Origin of the sequence: Flavobacterium sp. FlaQc-52 (assembly GCF_044007495.1) — a bacterium.
Taxonomy (GTDB): Bacteria; Bacteroidota; Bacteroidia; order Flavobacteriales; family Flavobacteriaceae; genus Flavobacterium; species Flavobacterium cupriresistens.
Genome location: NZ_JBIPCV010000011.1, coordinates 81,406 through 101,033 on the forward strand (window position 1 = coordinate 81,406; position 19,628 = coordinate 101,033).

A 19,628-nucleotide genomic window follows, 5' to 3' on the forward strand; every position below is an offset into this window, starting at 1 on the left:
TTGGGCTACAATCCAAATAATAGTGCAATTTTAAAATGAAAAAGCCAGCTCGAGAGCTGGCTTTTTGTTGAAAATCTAATTTGAAGGCTATTTCTATTTTTGAATTTAACTACATGCTTTACAATCAAATCCAAACCTTAGTATCGATTCTTAGTTGGCACATCCGGATCGGCAGCCAACTGTATTGAAATTATAGCTCAATATGCATACTAAATTCATCTATAGAATCATTAAAGTTAATTATCTTATAATGTAAGTAAGAAGATAACTCATCTACCGTACTAAATTTAAATATCTCTTGGATCGGTACTTCTATAGACAACTCGTCACGTATGATAGATACTAAACGGGTCACCAATAAACTATGACCACCCAATTCGAAGAAGTTGTCATAAACTCCAACTTTTTCTACTCCTAGTAAATTCTGCCAGATTTCCACCAACTGTCTTTCTGTATCGGTACGCGGCGCAACATACTCCTTACTCGATAACTGTGAATTATCAGGATCCGGTAAGGCTTTCTTATCTAATTTACCATTAGAAGTTAAAGGCATTTTATCCAGTTCAACCCAAATCATCGGAACCATGTATTCCGGTAAACTTAATTTTAATTGATCCTGTAAAGCTGTTTTATCTAGTTTATCCTCTGAAACTACATAAGCAACCAGGCGTTTGTTACCTGATGCATCTTCTTTGGCCAATACACAACATTGAGTAACTGATTCCAATAAGGACAAAGCATTTTCGATCTCACCCAATTCAATACGATAACCACGGATCTTTACCTGATTATCCCTTCTTCCAATATATTCTATACTACCGTCAGCTAGCCAGCGTCCTAAGTCACCTGATCTATACAAGCGGTCTCCTGCTACAAAAGGATTTGCTATAAACTTCTCTTGCGTTAATTCTTCTCTGTTTAAATAACCTCTTGCAACTCCTGCTCCTCCAACACATAACTCTCCAATAACCCCTACCGGTACTAAATTTAGATTGGCATCTAAAATATAACATCCTAAAGTAGGAATTGCTGAACCAATAGCACTAACCGAGCTTAACAGGTCTGAACTTGTAAGTTCTTTATAGGTAACGTGAACCGTAGTCTCGGTAATACCATACATGTTTATCATTTTACAAGACGGATATAATGCTTTCCAATTTTGTAAATAAACAGGGTTTAATGCCTCTCCTCCAAAAATCACATATCTGATCGCATGATCAAAATTCTCTGATAAAAATGCTTCCTGAAGTACATAAAAAGATCCCGGAGTCTGGTTTAAAACCGTGACTCCTTCACTGATCAATAATTCCTTAAAGGAAATAGCGTCTTTGGTTACTGCTTTTGGAACCACTACCAAACGGCCTCCATGAAGCAAAGCTCCATACATTTCCCATACCGAGAAATCAAAACAAAACGAATGAAACAGCGTCCAGACATCATGAGTTCCGAAATCAAATAAACAGGATTCGTTTTTAAACAAACGAACTACATTACTATGGGTAATCAAAACTCCTTTTGGATTACCTGTACTTCCTGAAGTATAAATCACATAAGCCAAATCATCCGGCGATACTACAATGTCCTGATTTTCCTTAGAATAACCCGAAATCTTATCCCAATCTGTATCTAAGAGTACAACATTAAGATCGGTATATTCCTCCAGTACTTTATGACTTGCTGCACTACTCAATACTAAATTAATACCTGCATCACCTACCATATAAGCAATACGATCTTCAGGATAATCCGGATCGATTGGCACATAAGCCCCTCCTGATTTCAAGATTCCCAAGATTCCAATCAACATCTCCAAACCACGCTCTACACAGATCCCCACAAGAGTATCAGCTTGAACGCCTTGCTCTCTTAAATAAGATCCTAATTGATTCGACTTCTCATTTAATTCTTTATAACTTAATTTGGCTCCCTCATAAACCACCGCAATGGCATCAGGAGTATTTTTAACCTGTTCTTCGAATAAAGTTACTAATGTCTTATCCTTTGGATATTCAACAGCTGTGTTATTGAAAACATCCAATAATTGGTGCTCTTCACCTGTAGTCAAGATTGACAGGGTGTTTATTGGCTGGTTGCTATCACTTACAATACCTGTCAACAATTCTTGGTAATGCAGTAGCATACGCTCAATTGTCGCTTTGTCAAACAAAGCGGTACAATAATTCAGATTCAAAACAATACCATTATTGCTTTCAGCTACATTCAATGTTAAATCAAATTGGGCTGTAACAACATCAAAATCATAAGCTGAAAGGTTAACGTTTTGCAAACCTCTTGTTGTTTGCTCTAAACCTGACTGGGCATTTTGCAACACAAACATTGTCTGAAACACAGGACTCATACTTCTGTCGCGAGTCGTAACCACACGGTCTACCACCTTCTCAAATGGCGCTAACTGATGGTCATAACTCTCCAATGTAGTTTCTTTTACTCTTTCCAGAAGTTCACTGAAACTTGGATTATCTCCAAGATCCGTGCGAAGAGCCAAAGTGTTGACAAAAAAGCCAATCATACCTTCTAATTCTGACTGGGTACGGTTTGCAATTGGTGTTCCCACACAAATATCATCCTGTCCACTATAACGCGATAATAAAACCTTAAAGGCAGACAGTAACATCATAAACAAGGTAACCCCTTCTCTCTGAGCTAAAGCATTTATCGACTCACTAATTTCTTTATTTAAAACAAAAGAAACATTTGATCCTGCTGTACTCTGCACAGAAGGACGAGCATAATCTGTTGGCAATGCCAGTGTAGCCACTCCCTGTAACTTCTCTTCCCAATACGCTAATTGAGATTCTAAAACAGCTCCTTCGAGATATTTTCTTTGCCAAATTGCATAATCGGAATATTGCAGAGTAAGTTCAGGTAAAACTGTTGCTATTGTTGTAGCACTTCCTGATTGTAAAGCACTGTAAAGTTCCATGAATTCATTCACCAAAATACCTTCTGACCAACCATCACTGGCAATGTGATGAAACACACAAGCCAGTACGTACTTTTGATTTCCTAAATCATAAAGACAACTTCTTAACTTATAGTCCTTGGATAAATCAAAAGGTTTTATAAGGTACGTTTTAACAGCACTTTCTAATAAAGATTCTGTTGTTTTAACCTGATCCAATATCCAATCTTCTGCAGGTATTATTTGCTGATAACCTACACCAGCCTCCGATAATAGTATCGTACGAAGTACCTCATGACGAGATACAATAGTCTGCAGGGTTTTCTCTAAAATCGATACTTCTAATTCGCCTTCCAAACGTAACACCACAGGAATATGATATTCTGTACTACCTTGCAGCTGATCTAAAAACCACAAACGTTCCTGACTGAAAGACAATGGAATGCGCTCGGGACGATCCTCTGAAACAATAGTCGGCAGTAGTACTCCCTCGGATTGATCCGATACATGAGCTCCTAAAGTTGCTATAGTTGTATGTTCAAATACTTCTCTTACAGATATCTCAAGAACCATTTCTTTACGAATCATCGATACCAATCGGGTAGCCAATAAACTATGACCGCCCAATTCGAAGAAGTTATCATAAATCCCCACTTTTTCTATACCCAATAAGTTTTGCCAGATAACAGCCAATTGCCTTTCTATGTCTGTACGTGGCGCAACATAGGCCTGACTAGACAAATCGGAACTATCCGGATCCGGTAACGCTTTTCTGTCCAATTTACCATTTGAAGTCAAAGGCAGCTGATCCAGTTCAACCCAGATCATCGGAACCATATACTCGGGTAAACTTAATTTTAATTGTTCTTGTAAAGCTGTTTTATCGAGTTTGTTCTCTGAAACTACATAACCAACCAAACGTTTGTTACCTGCTGTATCTTCTTTGGCCAATACACAACTCTGGGTAATTCCTGATACTGAAGAAAGCACATTCTCGATCTCACCGAGTTCGATACGATGCCCTCGAATCTTTACCTGATCGTCTTTCCTGCCGATATATTCTATAGTACCGTCAGCGAGCCAGCGTGCCAAATCGCCTGTTTTATAAATTCGCTCTGCTTCTACAAATGGATTTGCAATAAACTTCTCCTTGGTTAATTCTGCTCTGTTCAAATAACCGCGAGCCAACTGAACTCCGCCAATATGCAATTCTCCAATTATACCACAAGGCAATATCGCATTATGATCATCTAATATGTACAACTGAACATTAGCAATGGCTTTACCGATAATTACTTTTTTCGAGAAATCTAACTTTTGAGCTGTAATATAGATAGTAGCCTCTGTTGGTCCATATAAATTCCAAACCTCTTTACTAATAGAAGTAAGGCTGTTTTTTAAGGATTCCTTGATCGCCTCTCCTCCGCTTAGAATCTTTACTTCTTCCTTGTTCTGCCAACCCGTATCAACAAGCATTTGCCAAGTCGATGGAGTTGCCTGCATAAAATCAGGGTGATAGTGAGCGATAGCAGATTGAAGTTCATCGCCATCTCTGATAGTTGCATTATTTAAAACGATAACTTTTGCGCCTAACAAAAGTGGCGCGAAAAACTCTAAGTAAAAAATATCAAAAGTATAGGTGGTAACCGAAAGAAAACTCTTGAGGACTTCCATTTCTAAGCGGCCAATCATACTTTGTAAAAAATTAAACAGGCTAACATGATCAATACAGACTCCCTTAGGTTTGCCGGTACTTCCCGAAGTATAAATCACATAAGCCAAATCACCAGATGCTACTGCAATACCTGAATTTTCTGTTGCATATTTTGAGATCTTATCCCAGTGCGTGTCCAGTAAAACAACATTACCGCTTGTATATTCTGCTATTGTTTTATGACTCGCTGCGCTGCTTAACACCAGATTTATACCAGCATCACTCACCATATAGGCCATACGATCCTCGGGATAATCGGGATCTATTGGCACATAAGCGCCTCCTGATTTTAAGATTCCTAAAATACCGACCATCATCTCCAAACTACGTTCCACGCAAATACCCACAAGAGTATCAGCTTGAACTCCCTGCTCTCTTAGATAATGTCCTAATTGATTAGACTTCTCATTTAATTCTTTATAACTTAATTCTTCTCCTTCATAAACCACCGCAATGGCATCAGGAGTATTTTTAACTTGTTCTTCAAATAAATCAAGGATCGTTTTATCTTTTGGATATTCAACCACTGTGTTATTGAAAACATTCAATAATTGATGTTCTTCTTCTTTTGATAAAACAGTTAAAGTATTTATAGTTAACTCTTCGCTTTTTAGACCTTCTAAAAGTTCTCTCAAAGCATTTTCCATATAAACAAGGATACGGTCTGCTCCTATACTCTGGTCAATCTGAGCTGTTAAACTAAAATGATCTCCATAATCATCTACACTTAATGTAAATGGATAATTGGTGCGTTCCTGATTTTCAAGAACCGTTATCCCCGAATCAAACTCATTTGCACGATCCTCTTCTGATAAAGACGGTGTCGAGTGACGGTAATTCAATATAGCACTAAAAAGGGCTTTATCATTGCCTATACCACTCCAATCCTGAATATGCGATAAAGGCGTTTGCTCATAAGACAATAAATCCTGTAACAAAACTTTCACCTGATTCAAATACTCTGATGTGCTGCCTTTTAATTCCAACAACACCGGTAAGGTATTGATAAATAATCCTAAGGAATCTGCGGCTCCTAAAGAACCTTGAAGTCTTCCCGAGAACAAAGAACCAAAAATCGCATAGTCCTTATTACTACACTTCCCTACTACCAATCCGTAAGCGGCATGAAACAAAACTGCCGGACTTATGGCGTGCATTACACCTAATTTGCGTAATTCTGTACTTAAATCTTTGGAGAGCACTACATGAGATTCTTCAATCGCCTTACCATCTCCTAAAACATTCGATAATCCAAAAGGATAAGTAGGCTCTTCGATTGCGCCAAATAAAGTTTTAAAATATGCCCCTCCATCATTTACTGATTGGGCGTGTAAAGTATGGCCTATAAAATCACGGTACAAAACAGGAACTCCTAAACTGGCTATATTTCCTGATAAATACATCGTAATCTCAGCTATGATTTTCTCCATACCTACGTGGTCAATTATCAAGTGATGTTGGTATACAATCAAATAATAGCTGCCATTCTGAGTATCATCTGCTGATTTTAACTGCAATAATGGTGCTTTTGTAACATCCATCCAATATCCTCCAGGGGCTATCAGAAGTTCCAATTGTGGTAAAACTGCTTTTGAATGATCCAATTCTAAATGCTCGACCCATAAAGGCGCTTCACGTAAAACAACCTGAACGGCTTTTGGTAAACCTGAACTCAAAATACTGGTACGTAAAACATCATGACGGTTCACCACAAATTGTAAAGCCTCTATGAAAGAATCTCGTTTACTCTGATCTGTAAAAGAAAGTAAACTTGGAAGCACATAAGGATCGCCCTCTTTAGGATCACTCATCAAATGATGAAAATGAATTCCTTCCTGTAACGGCGATAAAGGATAAATATCTGCTATATTGGTAATGCCTCCCGTCACAGTTGCCAGTATGCTATCCAGATCACTTTGACTCAAATCAGCCAAAGGAACCATTGCTGGGGTAATAACATCGCTATCAACTGTTATACCATTGGACGGAACACGATACACTAATGATAAAGAAGATAACTTCTCACTCATTAAAGCTATCGTTGGTCCTGCAAAAATATCTTTTACTCTAATATGAAAATCTAATTTCTGTAGACGAGAAATCAACTGAACAGCCAGTAAACTATGGCCACCCAATTCGAAGAAATTATCATAAACTCCGACTTTTTCTATTCCCAATAAGTTTTGCCAAATAGCTGCCAATTGTTGTTCCGTCTCTGTGCGAGGCGCAACATACTCCTGTGTAGAAAGATCTGAGTTATCCGGATTCGGTAACGCTTTTCTGTCCAATTTACCATTAGACGTTAAAGGCATTTTATCCAGTCCAACCCAAATCATCGGAACCATATATTCGGGTAAGCTTAATTTTAATTGATCCTGTAAAGCTGTTTTATCTAGTTTGTTCTCTGAAACTACATAAGCAACCAGACGTTTGTTACCTGATGCATCTTCTTTAGCTAAAACACAACACTGAATCACAGCTTCTAATGAAGATAAAACGTTCTCGATCTCACCAAGCTCGATACGATAACCACGGATCTTTACCTGATCGTCTTTTCTTCCTATATATTCAATATTTCCGTCAGCTAGCCAACGTACTAAATCTCCCGTTCTATAAATTCTGTCTCCTTTTACAAAAGGATTTGTTATAAACTTCTCCTGAGTTAATTCATCCTGATTTAAATAACCTCTCGCAACTCCTGAACCTCCAACACACAATTCTCCAATAACGCCAACCGGTACTAAATTTAAATTAGCATCTAAAATATAAGCAACGCTATTATTAATCGGTTTTCCTATTGGAAGATTCTTGTTCGTTATATTATCAATGGTATAAGTCGTTGAAAAAGTAGTGTTTTCTGTTGGACCATAACCGTTAACCACTTTAAGATTCGGATAAAGTTCTTTTAACTTATTTGTATAATTAAATAAAACTACATCTCCTCCTACTATTAAATAATCGAGGGGTTCAAAAAGAGATAAATCAGATTCTACTACCTGATGAAACCACGAAGCGGTCATCCATAAGGTATTTACTTTTCGTTCAATAAGCAGTTCTTTTAAACTAACTGAATTTAAAAGCGTATTGATAGAGGCTACTATTAATTGTCCTCCATTTAATAAAGTTCCCCAAAATTCTATCGTAGTCGCATCAAAAGAGATTGAACCTGTTGACAACCATACTGTTTCTGAATTTAAAGCGAGATAATCACAACTCTTAGATAAACTTACAATGTTTCCGTGAGTAACCATCACTCCTTTTGGTCTGCCGGTACTTCCCGAAGTATAAATCACATACGCCAAATCATCCGGTGTTACTTCAATACCCGGATTTTCTGTTGAATATCCCGAAATCGCATCCCAATTCGTGTCTAAGAGTACAACATTAATAGCGGTATACTCCTCTAATACTTTATGACTCGCTGTACTACTTAATACCAGTTTCATACCTGCATCATCAATCATATAAGCGATACGATCTGACGGGTAATCAGGATCTATGGGTACATAAACGCTTCCTGATTTTAAGATTCCTAAAATACCGACCATCATTTCCAAACTACGCTCTACACAGATCCCTATAAAAGTATCAGACTGAGCGCCTTGTTCTCTTAGATAATGTCCTAATTGATTGGACTTTTCATTTAATTCTTTATAAGTTAATTCTTCTCCCTCATAAACCACCGCAATGGTATCAGGAGTATTTTTAACCTGCTCTTCAAATAAAGCAAGGATCGTTTTATCTTTTGGATATTCAACCGCTGTGTTATTAAAAACATCTAATAACTGATCAGACTCTTCTTTTGATAAAATCGAGTCCATACTTACACTCGCTTCAGGTTTGTTCCTGAAACAATCTAAAATATTATTCAGATAAGAATGAAAACGCTCTAAAGATATTTCTGAGTTAAGATTTTTGTACATCGAATATTGAACTTCAAATCCAGTAGTTCCAGTTAAATTTATTGTTAAATTTAGACCTGAACTTGTTCGCTCAAAAGAACTGTTTTTTATATCCTCTTTATGCTCATCATTCGTATCCGGAAGTAAAACTCCTGTTGAAAAATTCTCCGGAGTGATTTCATTATACACATGAAAATCAACATAATTGAACAATACATCAAAAAAAGAATCATCCCTGTCTACTCCGATAAGACGTTTAATTTCAAAAAATGTCAGATGACTATAGCGTTTTATTTCATTCATCTTTTCTTCGACACTTTTAAAATACGACAACCAGCTTCCCTCTGATTCAAAAATATAGCGTACCGGTATCGTATTTAAAAAACATCCTAAAATTTTGTCTCCATCTTCGACTGATGGACGGTTATTTGCCGCCAAACCAACCGTTAGCTCTGTTTCATGAGTCAGTAGCTTTAGTGCATAGATATAGACCCCAAAAAACACACTTTTTAGCGTCAAATTATGCTCTTTACATTGTTTTTTCAGATCATTTAAAAAAGATAAATCATATCGTTTGGTGTAATACTCAGTCACTCGTGTTTCTTCTGAGAAAATATCCAAATATTTATATCCTGTCAATTCTTCTTTCCAGAAAGAAATAGCCTCAACATCTTGCTTAGCCATCAATTCTTTAATGATATAATCTCTCTGATTACAAGCTATTTCGGAAGAAAAAGAATTATTTTCCTTCTTTAACTCAAAATACGTTTTATAAAGTTCCGTCGTAAATGTAGCGAGACTCCATCCGTCCATAATAGCATGATGAAACTGGTATACAAATAACTTAGTATGGGCGTCAATAGTAAAAACAGTAAAACGATATAATGCTCCTTCCTCAATACTAAAAGGAATGGCTCTTTCTGATATCAGAAATTCTTCAATTTTCCTTTCTTGTTCCTTCTTATCAAATAAACTTAAATCTCTTTGTTCTATGTCAAAAGAAACATTTTTATATACGATTTGAACCGGTTGTTCATAATCTGAAAAATTAAAACTCGTACGAAAAATAGAATGTTTTTCGATTAATAATGCCATTGCTTTTTCAAACTTAGCAAAATCAAAAGAATCATCTTTAAAAGGAAATGTCATCTGATCATGAAAAACACCTAAGCCCGGATCTACTAATGATTCCATAATCATCCCTTGCTGAACATCTGTCATTGGGTAAATGTCTTCAATCAAATCTGAATTCTCCATAGAATTCCTAATAGATAAGCTCAGTTTTTCTATCTCAGAATCGACACTTTGATAAAGCTGTTCTGTCTTAGCATCATGCGTATTATCATTTAATGCTGAAATTGCAAAACGCTCTATAGTACTGTATTTAAAAAGATCGAGTAATTGAATCCGTTTCTTAAACGTTTCATTTATTTTTGATATCAATCGGATCGATATAATAGAATCTCCTCCTATTTCAAAGAAATTATCATAAACTCCAACTTTTTCTATTCCCAGTACATTTTGCCAAATAGCAACCAACTGTCGTTCCGTTTCTGTACGTGGCGCAACATATTCTTTACTGGATAATTCTGAACCATCCGGATCAGGTAAAGCTTTCTTGTCTAGTTTACCGTTTGATGTCAATGGCATTTGATCCAGTTCAACCCAGATCATCGGAACCATATATTCCGGTAAACTTAATTTCAATTGATCCTGTAAATCAGTCTTATTCAGTTTACCTTCTGAAACTACATAACCAACCAAACGTTTATTACCTGATGCATCTTCTTTAGCTAATACACAACATTGTGTAACTGATTCCAACAATGCCAAAGTGTTCTCAATCTCACCCAATTCGATACGATACCCACGAATCTTAACCTGATTATCCTTTCTGCCAATGTATTCTATATTTCCATCCGGTAACCAACGTGCTAAATCGCCCGTTTTATAAATTCTTTCTCCTTCAACAAAAGGATTTACTATAAATTTCTCTTGTGTTAATTCTTCTTTATTCCAATAACCTCGGGCTACCTGAATTCCACCAATACATAATTCACCTGTTACACCTAATGGTAAAAGTTCGTGTGCTTCATCTAAAACATATAAACTGGTATTGGCAACCGGTTTACCGATTAAAACGCCTGACAAGTCCCCTTTAAGAGGAACTTCCCAAGAACTAACGTCAATCGCTGCCTCGGTAGGACCGTATAAATTATCTAAACGTACATTATTAAATTTCTCTCTAAATAGACTAACATGATCCAGTTGTAAAGCTTCTCCACTACATAAAACACGCTGTAATGAACTACAGTCTCCTAACTCAATTGAACTAAGGAAAACGCTTAACATTGAAGGAACAAAATGGATCGTAGTGATATTATTTTGCTCGATGAGTTCTTTTAAATAAAGAGCATCTTTATGACCTTCCGGTTTCGCAAAAACCAATTTAGCACCGCAGATAACAGACCATAATAGTTCCCAAACAGAAACATCAAAACTAAAGGAAGTTTTTTGAAGAATGGTGTCTTCAGCCGTTAACTGATAATGGGATTGCGTCCATAACAATCGATTTACGATACCTCCATGCTCGTTCATCACCCCTTTTGGTCTGCCTGTACTTCCTGAAGTATAAATCACATAAGCCAGATGATCCGGTGCTACTACAACACTTAAGTTTTCTGTTGAATAGTTTGAAATCTTATCCCAATCTGTATCTAAGAGTACAACATTAATAGCGCTATATTCCTCCAACACTTTATGACTTGCTGCGCTACTTAGCACCACTTTCATACCTGCATCATCCACCATATAAGCAATACGATCCTCAGGATAATCCGGATCGATTGGCACATAAGCACCTCCTGATTTTAAGATTCCCAAAATACCAACCAGCATCTCCAAACCACGCTCTATGCAGATCCCTACAAGAGTGTCTGGCTCAACGCCTTGTTCTCTTAAATAAGATCCTAATTGATTCGACTTCTCATTTAATTCTTTATAACTTAATTTGGCTCCTTCATAAACCACCGCAATGGCATCAGGAGTATTTTTAACCTGTTCTTCAAATAAAGTTACTAATGTCTTATCCTTTGGATACTCAACTGCCGTATTATTGAAAACATCCAATAATTGGTGCTCTTCTCCTGTAGTCAAGATTGACAGTCTGTTTATTGGCTGATTGCTATCACTTACAATGCCTGTCAACAATTCTTGGTAATGCAGCAACATACGCTCAATTGTCGCTTTATCAAACAAAGCGGTACAATAATTCAGATTCAAAACAATACCATTATTGCTTTCGGCTACATTCAATGTTAAATCAAATTGGGCTGTAACAACATCAAAATCATAAGCTGAAAGGCTAACGTTTTGCAAACCTCTTGTTGTTTGCTCTAAACCTGACTGGGCATTTTGCAACACAAACATTGTCTGAAACACAGGACTCATACTTCTGTCGCGAGTCGTAACCACACGGTCTACCACCTTCTCAAATGGCGCTAACTGATGATCATAACTCTCCAATGTAGTTTCTTTTACTCTTTCCAGAAGTTCACTGAAACTTGGATTGCCTCCCAAATCACTGCGAAGGGCCAAAGTATTGACAAAAAAGCCAATCATACCTTCTAATTCTGACTGGGTACGGTTTGCAATTGGTGTTCCCACACAAATATCATCCTGTCCGCTATAACGCGATAATAAAACCTTAAAGGCAGACAGTAACATCATAAACAAGGTAACCCCTTCTCTCTGAGCTAAAGCATTTATCGACTCACTAATTTCTTTATTTAAAGCGAAAGAAACATTTGATCCTGCTGTACTCTGCACAGAAGGACGAGCATAATCTGTTGGCAATGCCAGTGTAGCCACTCCCTGTAACTTCGCTTCCCAATACGTTAATTGGGATTCTAAAACAGCTCCTTCGAGATATTTTCTTTGCCAGATTGCATAATCGGAATATTGCAGAGTAAGTTCAGGTAAAACTGTTGCTGTTGCTGTTGCTGTTGCTGTAGCACTTCCTGATTGTAAAGCACTGTAAAGTTCCATGAATTCATTCACCAAAATACCTTCTGACCAACCATCACTGGCAATGTGATGAAACACACAAGTCAGTACGTACTTTTGATTTCCTAAATCATAAAGACAACTTCTTAGCTTATAGTCTTTCGATAAATCAAAAGGTGTTATAAGGTACGTTTTAACAGCACTTTCTAATAAAGATTCTGTTGTTTTAACCTGATCCAATATCCAGTCTTCTGCAGGTATTATTTGCTGATAACCTACACCAGCCTCCGATAAAAGAATGGTACGGAGTACCTCATGACGAGATACAATAGTCTGCAGGGTTTGTTCTAAAATCGATACTTCTAATTCGCCTTCCAAACGTAACACCACAGGAATATGATATTCTGTACTACCTTGCAGCTGATCTAAAAACCACAAACGTTCCTGACTGAAAGACAATGGAATACGCTCGGGACGATCCTCTGAAATAATAGTCGGCAGTAGTACTCCCTCGGATTGATCCGATACATGAGCTCCTAAAGTTGCTATAGTTGTATGTTCAAATACTTCTCTTACTGATATCTCAAGAACCATTTCTTTACGAATCATCGATACCAATCGGGTAGCCAATAAACTATGACCACCCAATTCGAAGAAATTATCATAAACTCCCACTTTTTCTATACCCAATAAGTTTTGCCAGATAACAGCCAATTGTCTTTCTGTGTCTGTACGTGGTGCAACATAGGCCTGACTAGACAAATCGGAACTATCCGGATCCGGTAATGCTTTTCTGTCCAATTTACCATTTGAAGTCAAAGGCAACTGATCCAGTTCAACCCAGATCATCGGAACCATATACTCGGGTAAGCTTAATTTTAATTGTTCTTGTAAAGCTGTTTTATCGAGTTTGTTCTCTGAAACTACATAACCCACCAAACGTTTGTTACCTGCTGTATCTTCTTTGGCCAATACACAACTCTGGGTAACAGATTCTAATGAAGATAAAGCGTTCTCGATCTCACCGAGTTCAATACGATGCCCTCGAATCTTTACCTGATCGTCTTTCCTGCCGATATATTCTATAGTACCGTCAGCGAGCCAGCGCGCCAAATCGCCTGTTTTATAAATTCGCTCTGCTTCTACAAATGGATTTGCAATAAACTTCTCTTGCGTTAATTCTGCTCTGTTCAAATAACCACGAGCCAACTGAGCTCCGCCAATATGCAATTCTCCAATTATACCACAAGGCAATATCGCATTATGATCATCTAATATGTACAACTGAACATTAGCAATGGCTTTACCGATAATTACTTTTTTCGAGAAATCTAACTTTTGAGCTGTAATCCAGATAGTAGCCTCTGTTGGTCCATATAAATTCCAAACCTCTTTACTAATAGAAGTAAGGCTGTTTTTTAAGGATTCCTTAATCGCTTCTCCTCCGCTTAGAATCTTTACTTCTTCCTTGTTCTGCCAACCCGTATCAACAAGCATTTGCCAAGTCGATGGAGTTGCTTGCATAAAATCAGGGTGATAGTGAGCGATAGCAGATTGAAGCTCATCGCCATCTCTGATAGTTGCATTATTTAAAACGATAACTTTTGCGCCTAACAAAAGTGGCGCAAAAAACTCTAAGTAAAAAATATCAAAAGTATAGGTGGTCACCGAAAGAAAACTCTTGAGGTCTTCCATTTCTAAGCGGCCAATCATACTTTGTAAAAAGTTAAACAGGCTAACATGATCAATACAGACTCCCTTAGGTTTGCCGGTACTTCCAGAAGTATAAATCACATAGGCCAAATCACCAGGTGCTACTGCAATACCTGAATTTTCTGTTGCATATTTTGAGATCTTATCCCAGTGCGTGTCCAGTAAAACAACATTACCGGTTGTATGCTCTGCTATTGTTTTATAACTCGCTGCGCTGCTTAACACCAAATTTATTCCGGCATCACTCACCATATAAGCCATACGATCCTCGGGATAGTCGGGATCTATTGGCACATAAGCCCCTCCTGATTTTAAGACTCCTAAGATTCCAACCAACATCTCCAAACTACGTTCCACGCAAATACCCACAAGAGTATCAGCTTGAACGCCTTGTTCTCTTAAATAATGTCCTAATTGATTGGACTTCTCATTTAATTCTTTATAACTTAATTCTTCTCCTTCATAAACTACCGCAATGGCGTCAGGAGTATTTTTAACTTGTTCTTCAAATAAATCAAGTATTGTTTTATCTTTTGGATATTCAACTACTGTGTTATTGAAAACGTTTAGTAATTGATGTTCTTCTTCTTTTGATAAAACAGTTAAAGTATTTATAGTTAACTCTTCGCTTTTTAGACCTTCTAAAAGTTCTCTCAAAGCATTTTCCATATAAACAAGGATACGGTCTGCTCCTATACTCTGGTCAATTTGAGCTGTTAAACTAAAATGATCTCCATAATCATCTACACTCAATGTAAATGGATAATTGGTGCGTTCCTGATTTTCAAGAACCGTTATCCCCGAATCAAATTCATTTGCACGATCCTCTTCTGATAAAGACGGTGTCGAGTGACGGTAATTCAATATAGCACTAAAAAGGGCTTTATCATTGCCTATACCACTCCAATCCTGAATATGTGATAAAGGCGTTTGCTCATAAGACAATAAATCCTGTAACAAAACTTTCACCTGATTCAAATACTCTGATGTGCTGCCTTTTAATTCCAACAACACCGGTAAGGTATTGATAAATAATCCTAAGGAATCTGCGGCTCCTAAAGAACCTTGAAGTCTTCCCGAGAACAAAGAACCAAAAATCGCATAGTCCTTATTACTACACTTCCCTACTACCAATCCGTAAGCGGCATGAAACAAAACTGCCGGACTTATGGCGTGCATTACACCTAATTTACGTAATTCTGTACTTAAATCTTTGGAGAGCACTATATGAGATTCTTCAATCCCCTTACCATCTCCTAAAACATTCGATAATCCAAAAGGATAAGTAGGTTCTTCGATTGCGCCAAATAAAGACTTAAAATAAGCCCCTCCATCATTTACCGATTGGGCATGCAAAGTATGACCTATAAAATCACGGTACAAAACAGGAACTCCTAAACTATCCCCTTTACCCGATAAATACGATATCACCTCTGATATGATTTTCTCTAAACCAATATGGTCAATTATTAAGTGGTGTTGGTATACAATCAAATAATAACAACCATTCTCAGCATCTTCAACTGATTTCAACTGCAATAATGGTGCTTTTGTAACATCCATCCAATAACCTCCTGAAGCTATCAGAAGCTCTAATTGGGGTAAAACTGCTTCAGAACGATCCAACTCTAAGTCTTCAATCCATAAAGGCGCTTCACGTAAAACAACCTGAACGGCTTTTGGTAAACCTGAACTTAAAATACAGGTACGTAAAACATCATGGCGGTTCACTACAAATTGTAAGGCCTCAATGAAAGAATCTCGTTTACTTTGATCTGAAAAAGAAAGCAAATTAGGCAAAACATAAGGGTCTCCCTGTTTAGAATCACTCATCAGATGATGAAAATGAATTCCTTCCTGTAACGGTGATAAAGGATAGATATCCTCGATGTTAGAAACACCTCCCGCTACTGTGTCTATTATAAAATCCAGATCACTTTGACTCAAATCAGCCAAAGGAACCATTGCTGGGGTAATAACATCGCTATCAACTGTTATACCATTGGCCGGAACACGATACACTAATGATAAAGAAGATAACTTCTCACTCATTAAAGCTATCGTTGGTCCTGCAAAAATATCTTTTACTCTAATATGAAAATCTAATTTCTGTAGACGAGAAATCAACTGAACAGCCAATAAACTATGACCACCCAATTCGAAGAAATTATCATAAACTCCCACTTTTTCTATTCCCAATAAGTTTTGCCAAATGACTGCGAATTGTTGTTCCGTCTCTGTGCGAGGCGCAACATACTCCTGTGTAGAAAGATCTGAGTTATCCGGATTCGGTAACGCTTTCTTGTCCAATTTACCATTAGACGTTAAAGGCATTTTATCCAGTCCAACCCAAATCATCGGAACCATATATTCCGGTAAACTTAATTTTAATTGATCCTGTAAAGCTGTTTTATCTAGTTTGTTCTCTGAAACTACATAAGCAACCAGACGTTTGTTACCTGATGCATCTTCTTTGGCCAACACACAACATTGAGTAACTGATTCTAACAATGACAAAGCATTTTCGATCTCTCCCAATTCGATACGATAACCACGGATCTTTACCTGATTATCCTTTCTTCCAATATATTCTATACTGCCGTCAGCTAGCCAGCGTCCTAAGTCTCCTGATCTATACAAGCGGTCTCCTGCTACAAAAGGATTTGCGATAAACTTCTCTTGCGTTAATTCTTCTCTGTTTAAATATCCTCTTGCAACTCCTGCTCCTCCTACACATAACTCTCCAATAACGCCTACCGGTACTAAATTTAGATTGGCATCTAAAATATAACATCCTAAAGTAGGAATCGCTGAACCAATAGCACTAACCGAACTTAACATATCTGAACTTGTAAGTTCTTTATAGGTAACGTGAACCGTAGTCTCGGTAATACCATACATGTTAATCATTTTACAAGACGGATATAATGCTTTCCAATTTTGTAAATAAACAGGGTTTAATGCCTCTCCTCCAAAAATCACATATCTAATCGCATGATCAAAATTCTCTGATAAGAATGCTTCCTGAAGCGCATAAAAAGATCCCGGAGTCTGGTTTAAAACCGTGACCCCTTCAGTGATCAATAATTCTTTAAACGAAATAGCGTCTTTGGTTACTGCTTTTGGAACCACTACCAAACGGCCTCCATGAAGTAAGGCTCCATACATTTCCCATACCGAGAAATCAAAACAAAACGAATGAAACAGCGTCCAGACATCATGAGTTCCGAAATCAAATAAACAGGATTCGTTTTTAAACAAACGAACTACATTACTATGGGTAATTAAAACTCCCTTTGGATTACCTGTACTTCCTGAAGTATAAATCACGTAAGCCAAATCATCCGGTGCTACTACAACACTTAAGTTTTCTGTTGAATAGTTTGAAATCTTATCCCAATCTGTATCTAAGAGCACAACATTAATATCGGTATATTCCTCCAGTACTTTATGACTTGCTGCACTGCTCAATACTAAATTAATTCCGGCATCACCTACCATATAGGCAATACGATCTTCAGGATAATCGGGATCGATTGGCACATAAGCACCTCCTGATTTTAAGATTCCTAAGATTCCAACCAACATCTCCAAACCACGCTCTACGCAGATCCCCACAAGAGTGTCTGGCTCAACGCCTTGTTCTCTTAAATAAGATCCTAGTTGATTCGACTTCTCATTTAATTCTTTGTAACTTAATTTGGCTCCCTCATAAACTACCGCAATGGCATCAGGAGTATTTTTAACCTGTTCTTCAAATAAAGCAACTATGGTTTTATCCTTTGGATACTCAACAGCTGTATTATTGAAAACATTCAACAATTGATGTTCTTCCTTCGCAGTAAGCATTAAAAGACTATCTATTGACTGGTTGATATTATTCACAATACCTGCCAATAACTCTTGGTAATGCAGCAACATACGATCAATCGTCGCTTTATCAAATAAAGCGGTACAATAGACCACATCCAATGCAATACCGTTTTTCTTTTCGGATACATTCAACATTAAATCAGACTTTGAAGTAACAGTGTCAAACTCATAGTTTGAAAGCGTAAGATCCTTTAAGTCTAATTCACCTGAACCTTCGGGTGCATTTTGCAACACAAACATCACCTGAAATAAAGGACTCATACTCCTGTCGCGGGTCGTAACCACACGCTCTACTATCTTCTCAAATGGAACCAACTGATGATCATAACTGTCCAATGTAGTTCTTTTAACTTCTGCTAAAAGTTCTTTGAAACTTGGATTGCCTCCCAAATCACTGCGAAGGGCCAACGTATTGACAAAAAAGCCAATCATTCCTTCTAACTCCGATTGGGTACGGTTTGCAATTGGCGTTCCAACACAGATATCATCTTGCCCGCTATAACGCGACAACAATACCTTAAAAACAGACAGCATCACCATAAACAAGGTAACACCTTCTCTTTGGCATAAAATATTTAAAGACTCACTAATTTCTTTATTTAAAACAACAGAAACACTTGATCCTGCTGTACTCTGCTCAGATGGGCGAGCATAATCTGTTGGTAATGCCAGCGTAGCCACTCCCTGAAGTTTCTCTTCCCAATACGATAATTGAGATTCCAAAACAGTTCCTGTCAGATACTTTCTTTGCCAAATTGCATAATCGGAATATTGTAAACTAAGTTCCGGAAGTACGGCAGTTCGGCCAGATCGCAAAGCGCTGTAAAGCTCCATGAACTCATTCACCAAAATACTCTCAGACCAACCATCACTGGCAATATGATGAAAGACACACACCAATATATACTTTTGATCTCCTAAATCGTATAAGCCTCCTCTTAATTTATAATCCTTTGCTAAATCAAAAGGGGTCATTAAATAATCCTGTAGATTACTTTCAAATAATGATGCACTTTCTATTTTAAACTGGTCTAACATCCAGTCCTTTTCACTTATAACTTCTTGATAACCTAACCCGTCCTCTGACAACAGCATGGTACGAAGTACCTCATGACGAGATACAATGGTCTGCAAGGTTTGTTCTAAAATCAATACGTCTAATTCTCCTTCCAAACGCAATGCAATAGGAATATGATATTCTGAACTACCCTGCAGCTGATCTAAAAACCACAAACGTTCCTGGCTAAAAGACAATGGAATACGGGCAGCATCATCCTTGGTATGCGGAGTGATTTTTTTCAATAATTCACCTACCGTATCTTCATTTTCTAACCCTTCCAAATATTTAATAATACCAGCCTTATTCTCTCTTATTTCTAAAATAAGTTCAGGATCAATTTCAGAATTTGCTTTAATATTTAATGAACCATCTATTAATACTAGCTTTATTTTTTCTTTATCTAATTTTCTAAAAAAACTTAAAAATTCCATATTCTAT

Annotated in this window: 1 protein-coding gene; it reads right to left on the minus strand. The window is 37.3% G+C overall.

The annotated features are described in order from the left end of the window. Positions 1-190: 190 nt before the first annotated feature. Positions 191-19,621, minus strand: a complete 19,431-nt coding sequence (locus ACHRV5_RS17510; RefSeq protein ID WP_395427626.1) for a non-ribosomal peptide synthase/polyketide synthase — start codon at positions 19,619-19,621, stop codon at positions 191-193. Between the last annotated feature and the right edge of the window lie 7 nt (positions 19,622-19,628).

Excerpts from the sequence above, each read along its gene's own strand:
- ACHRV5_RS17510 (WP_395427626.1), bottom strand. The coding sequence starts at position 19,621 with ATGGAATTTTTAAGTTTTTTTAGAAAATTAGATAAAGAAAAAATAAAG.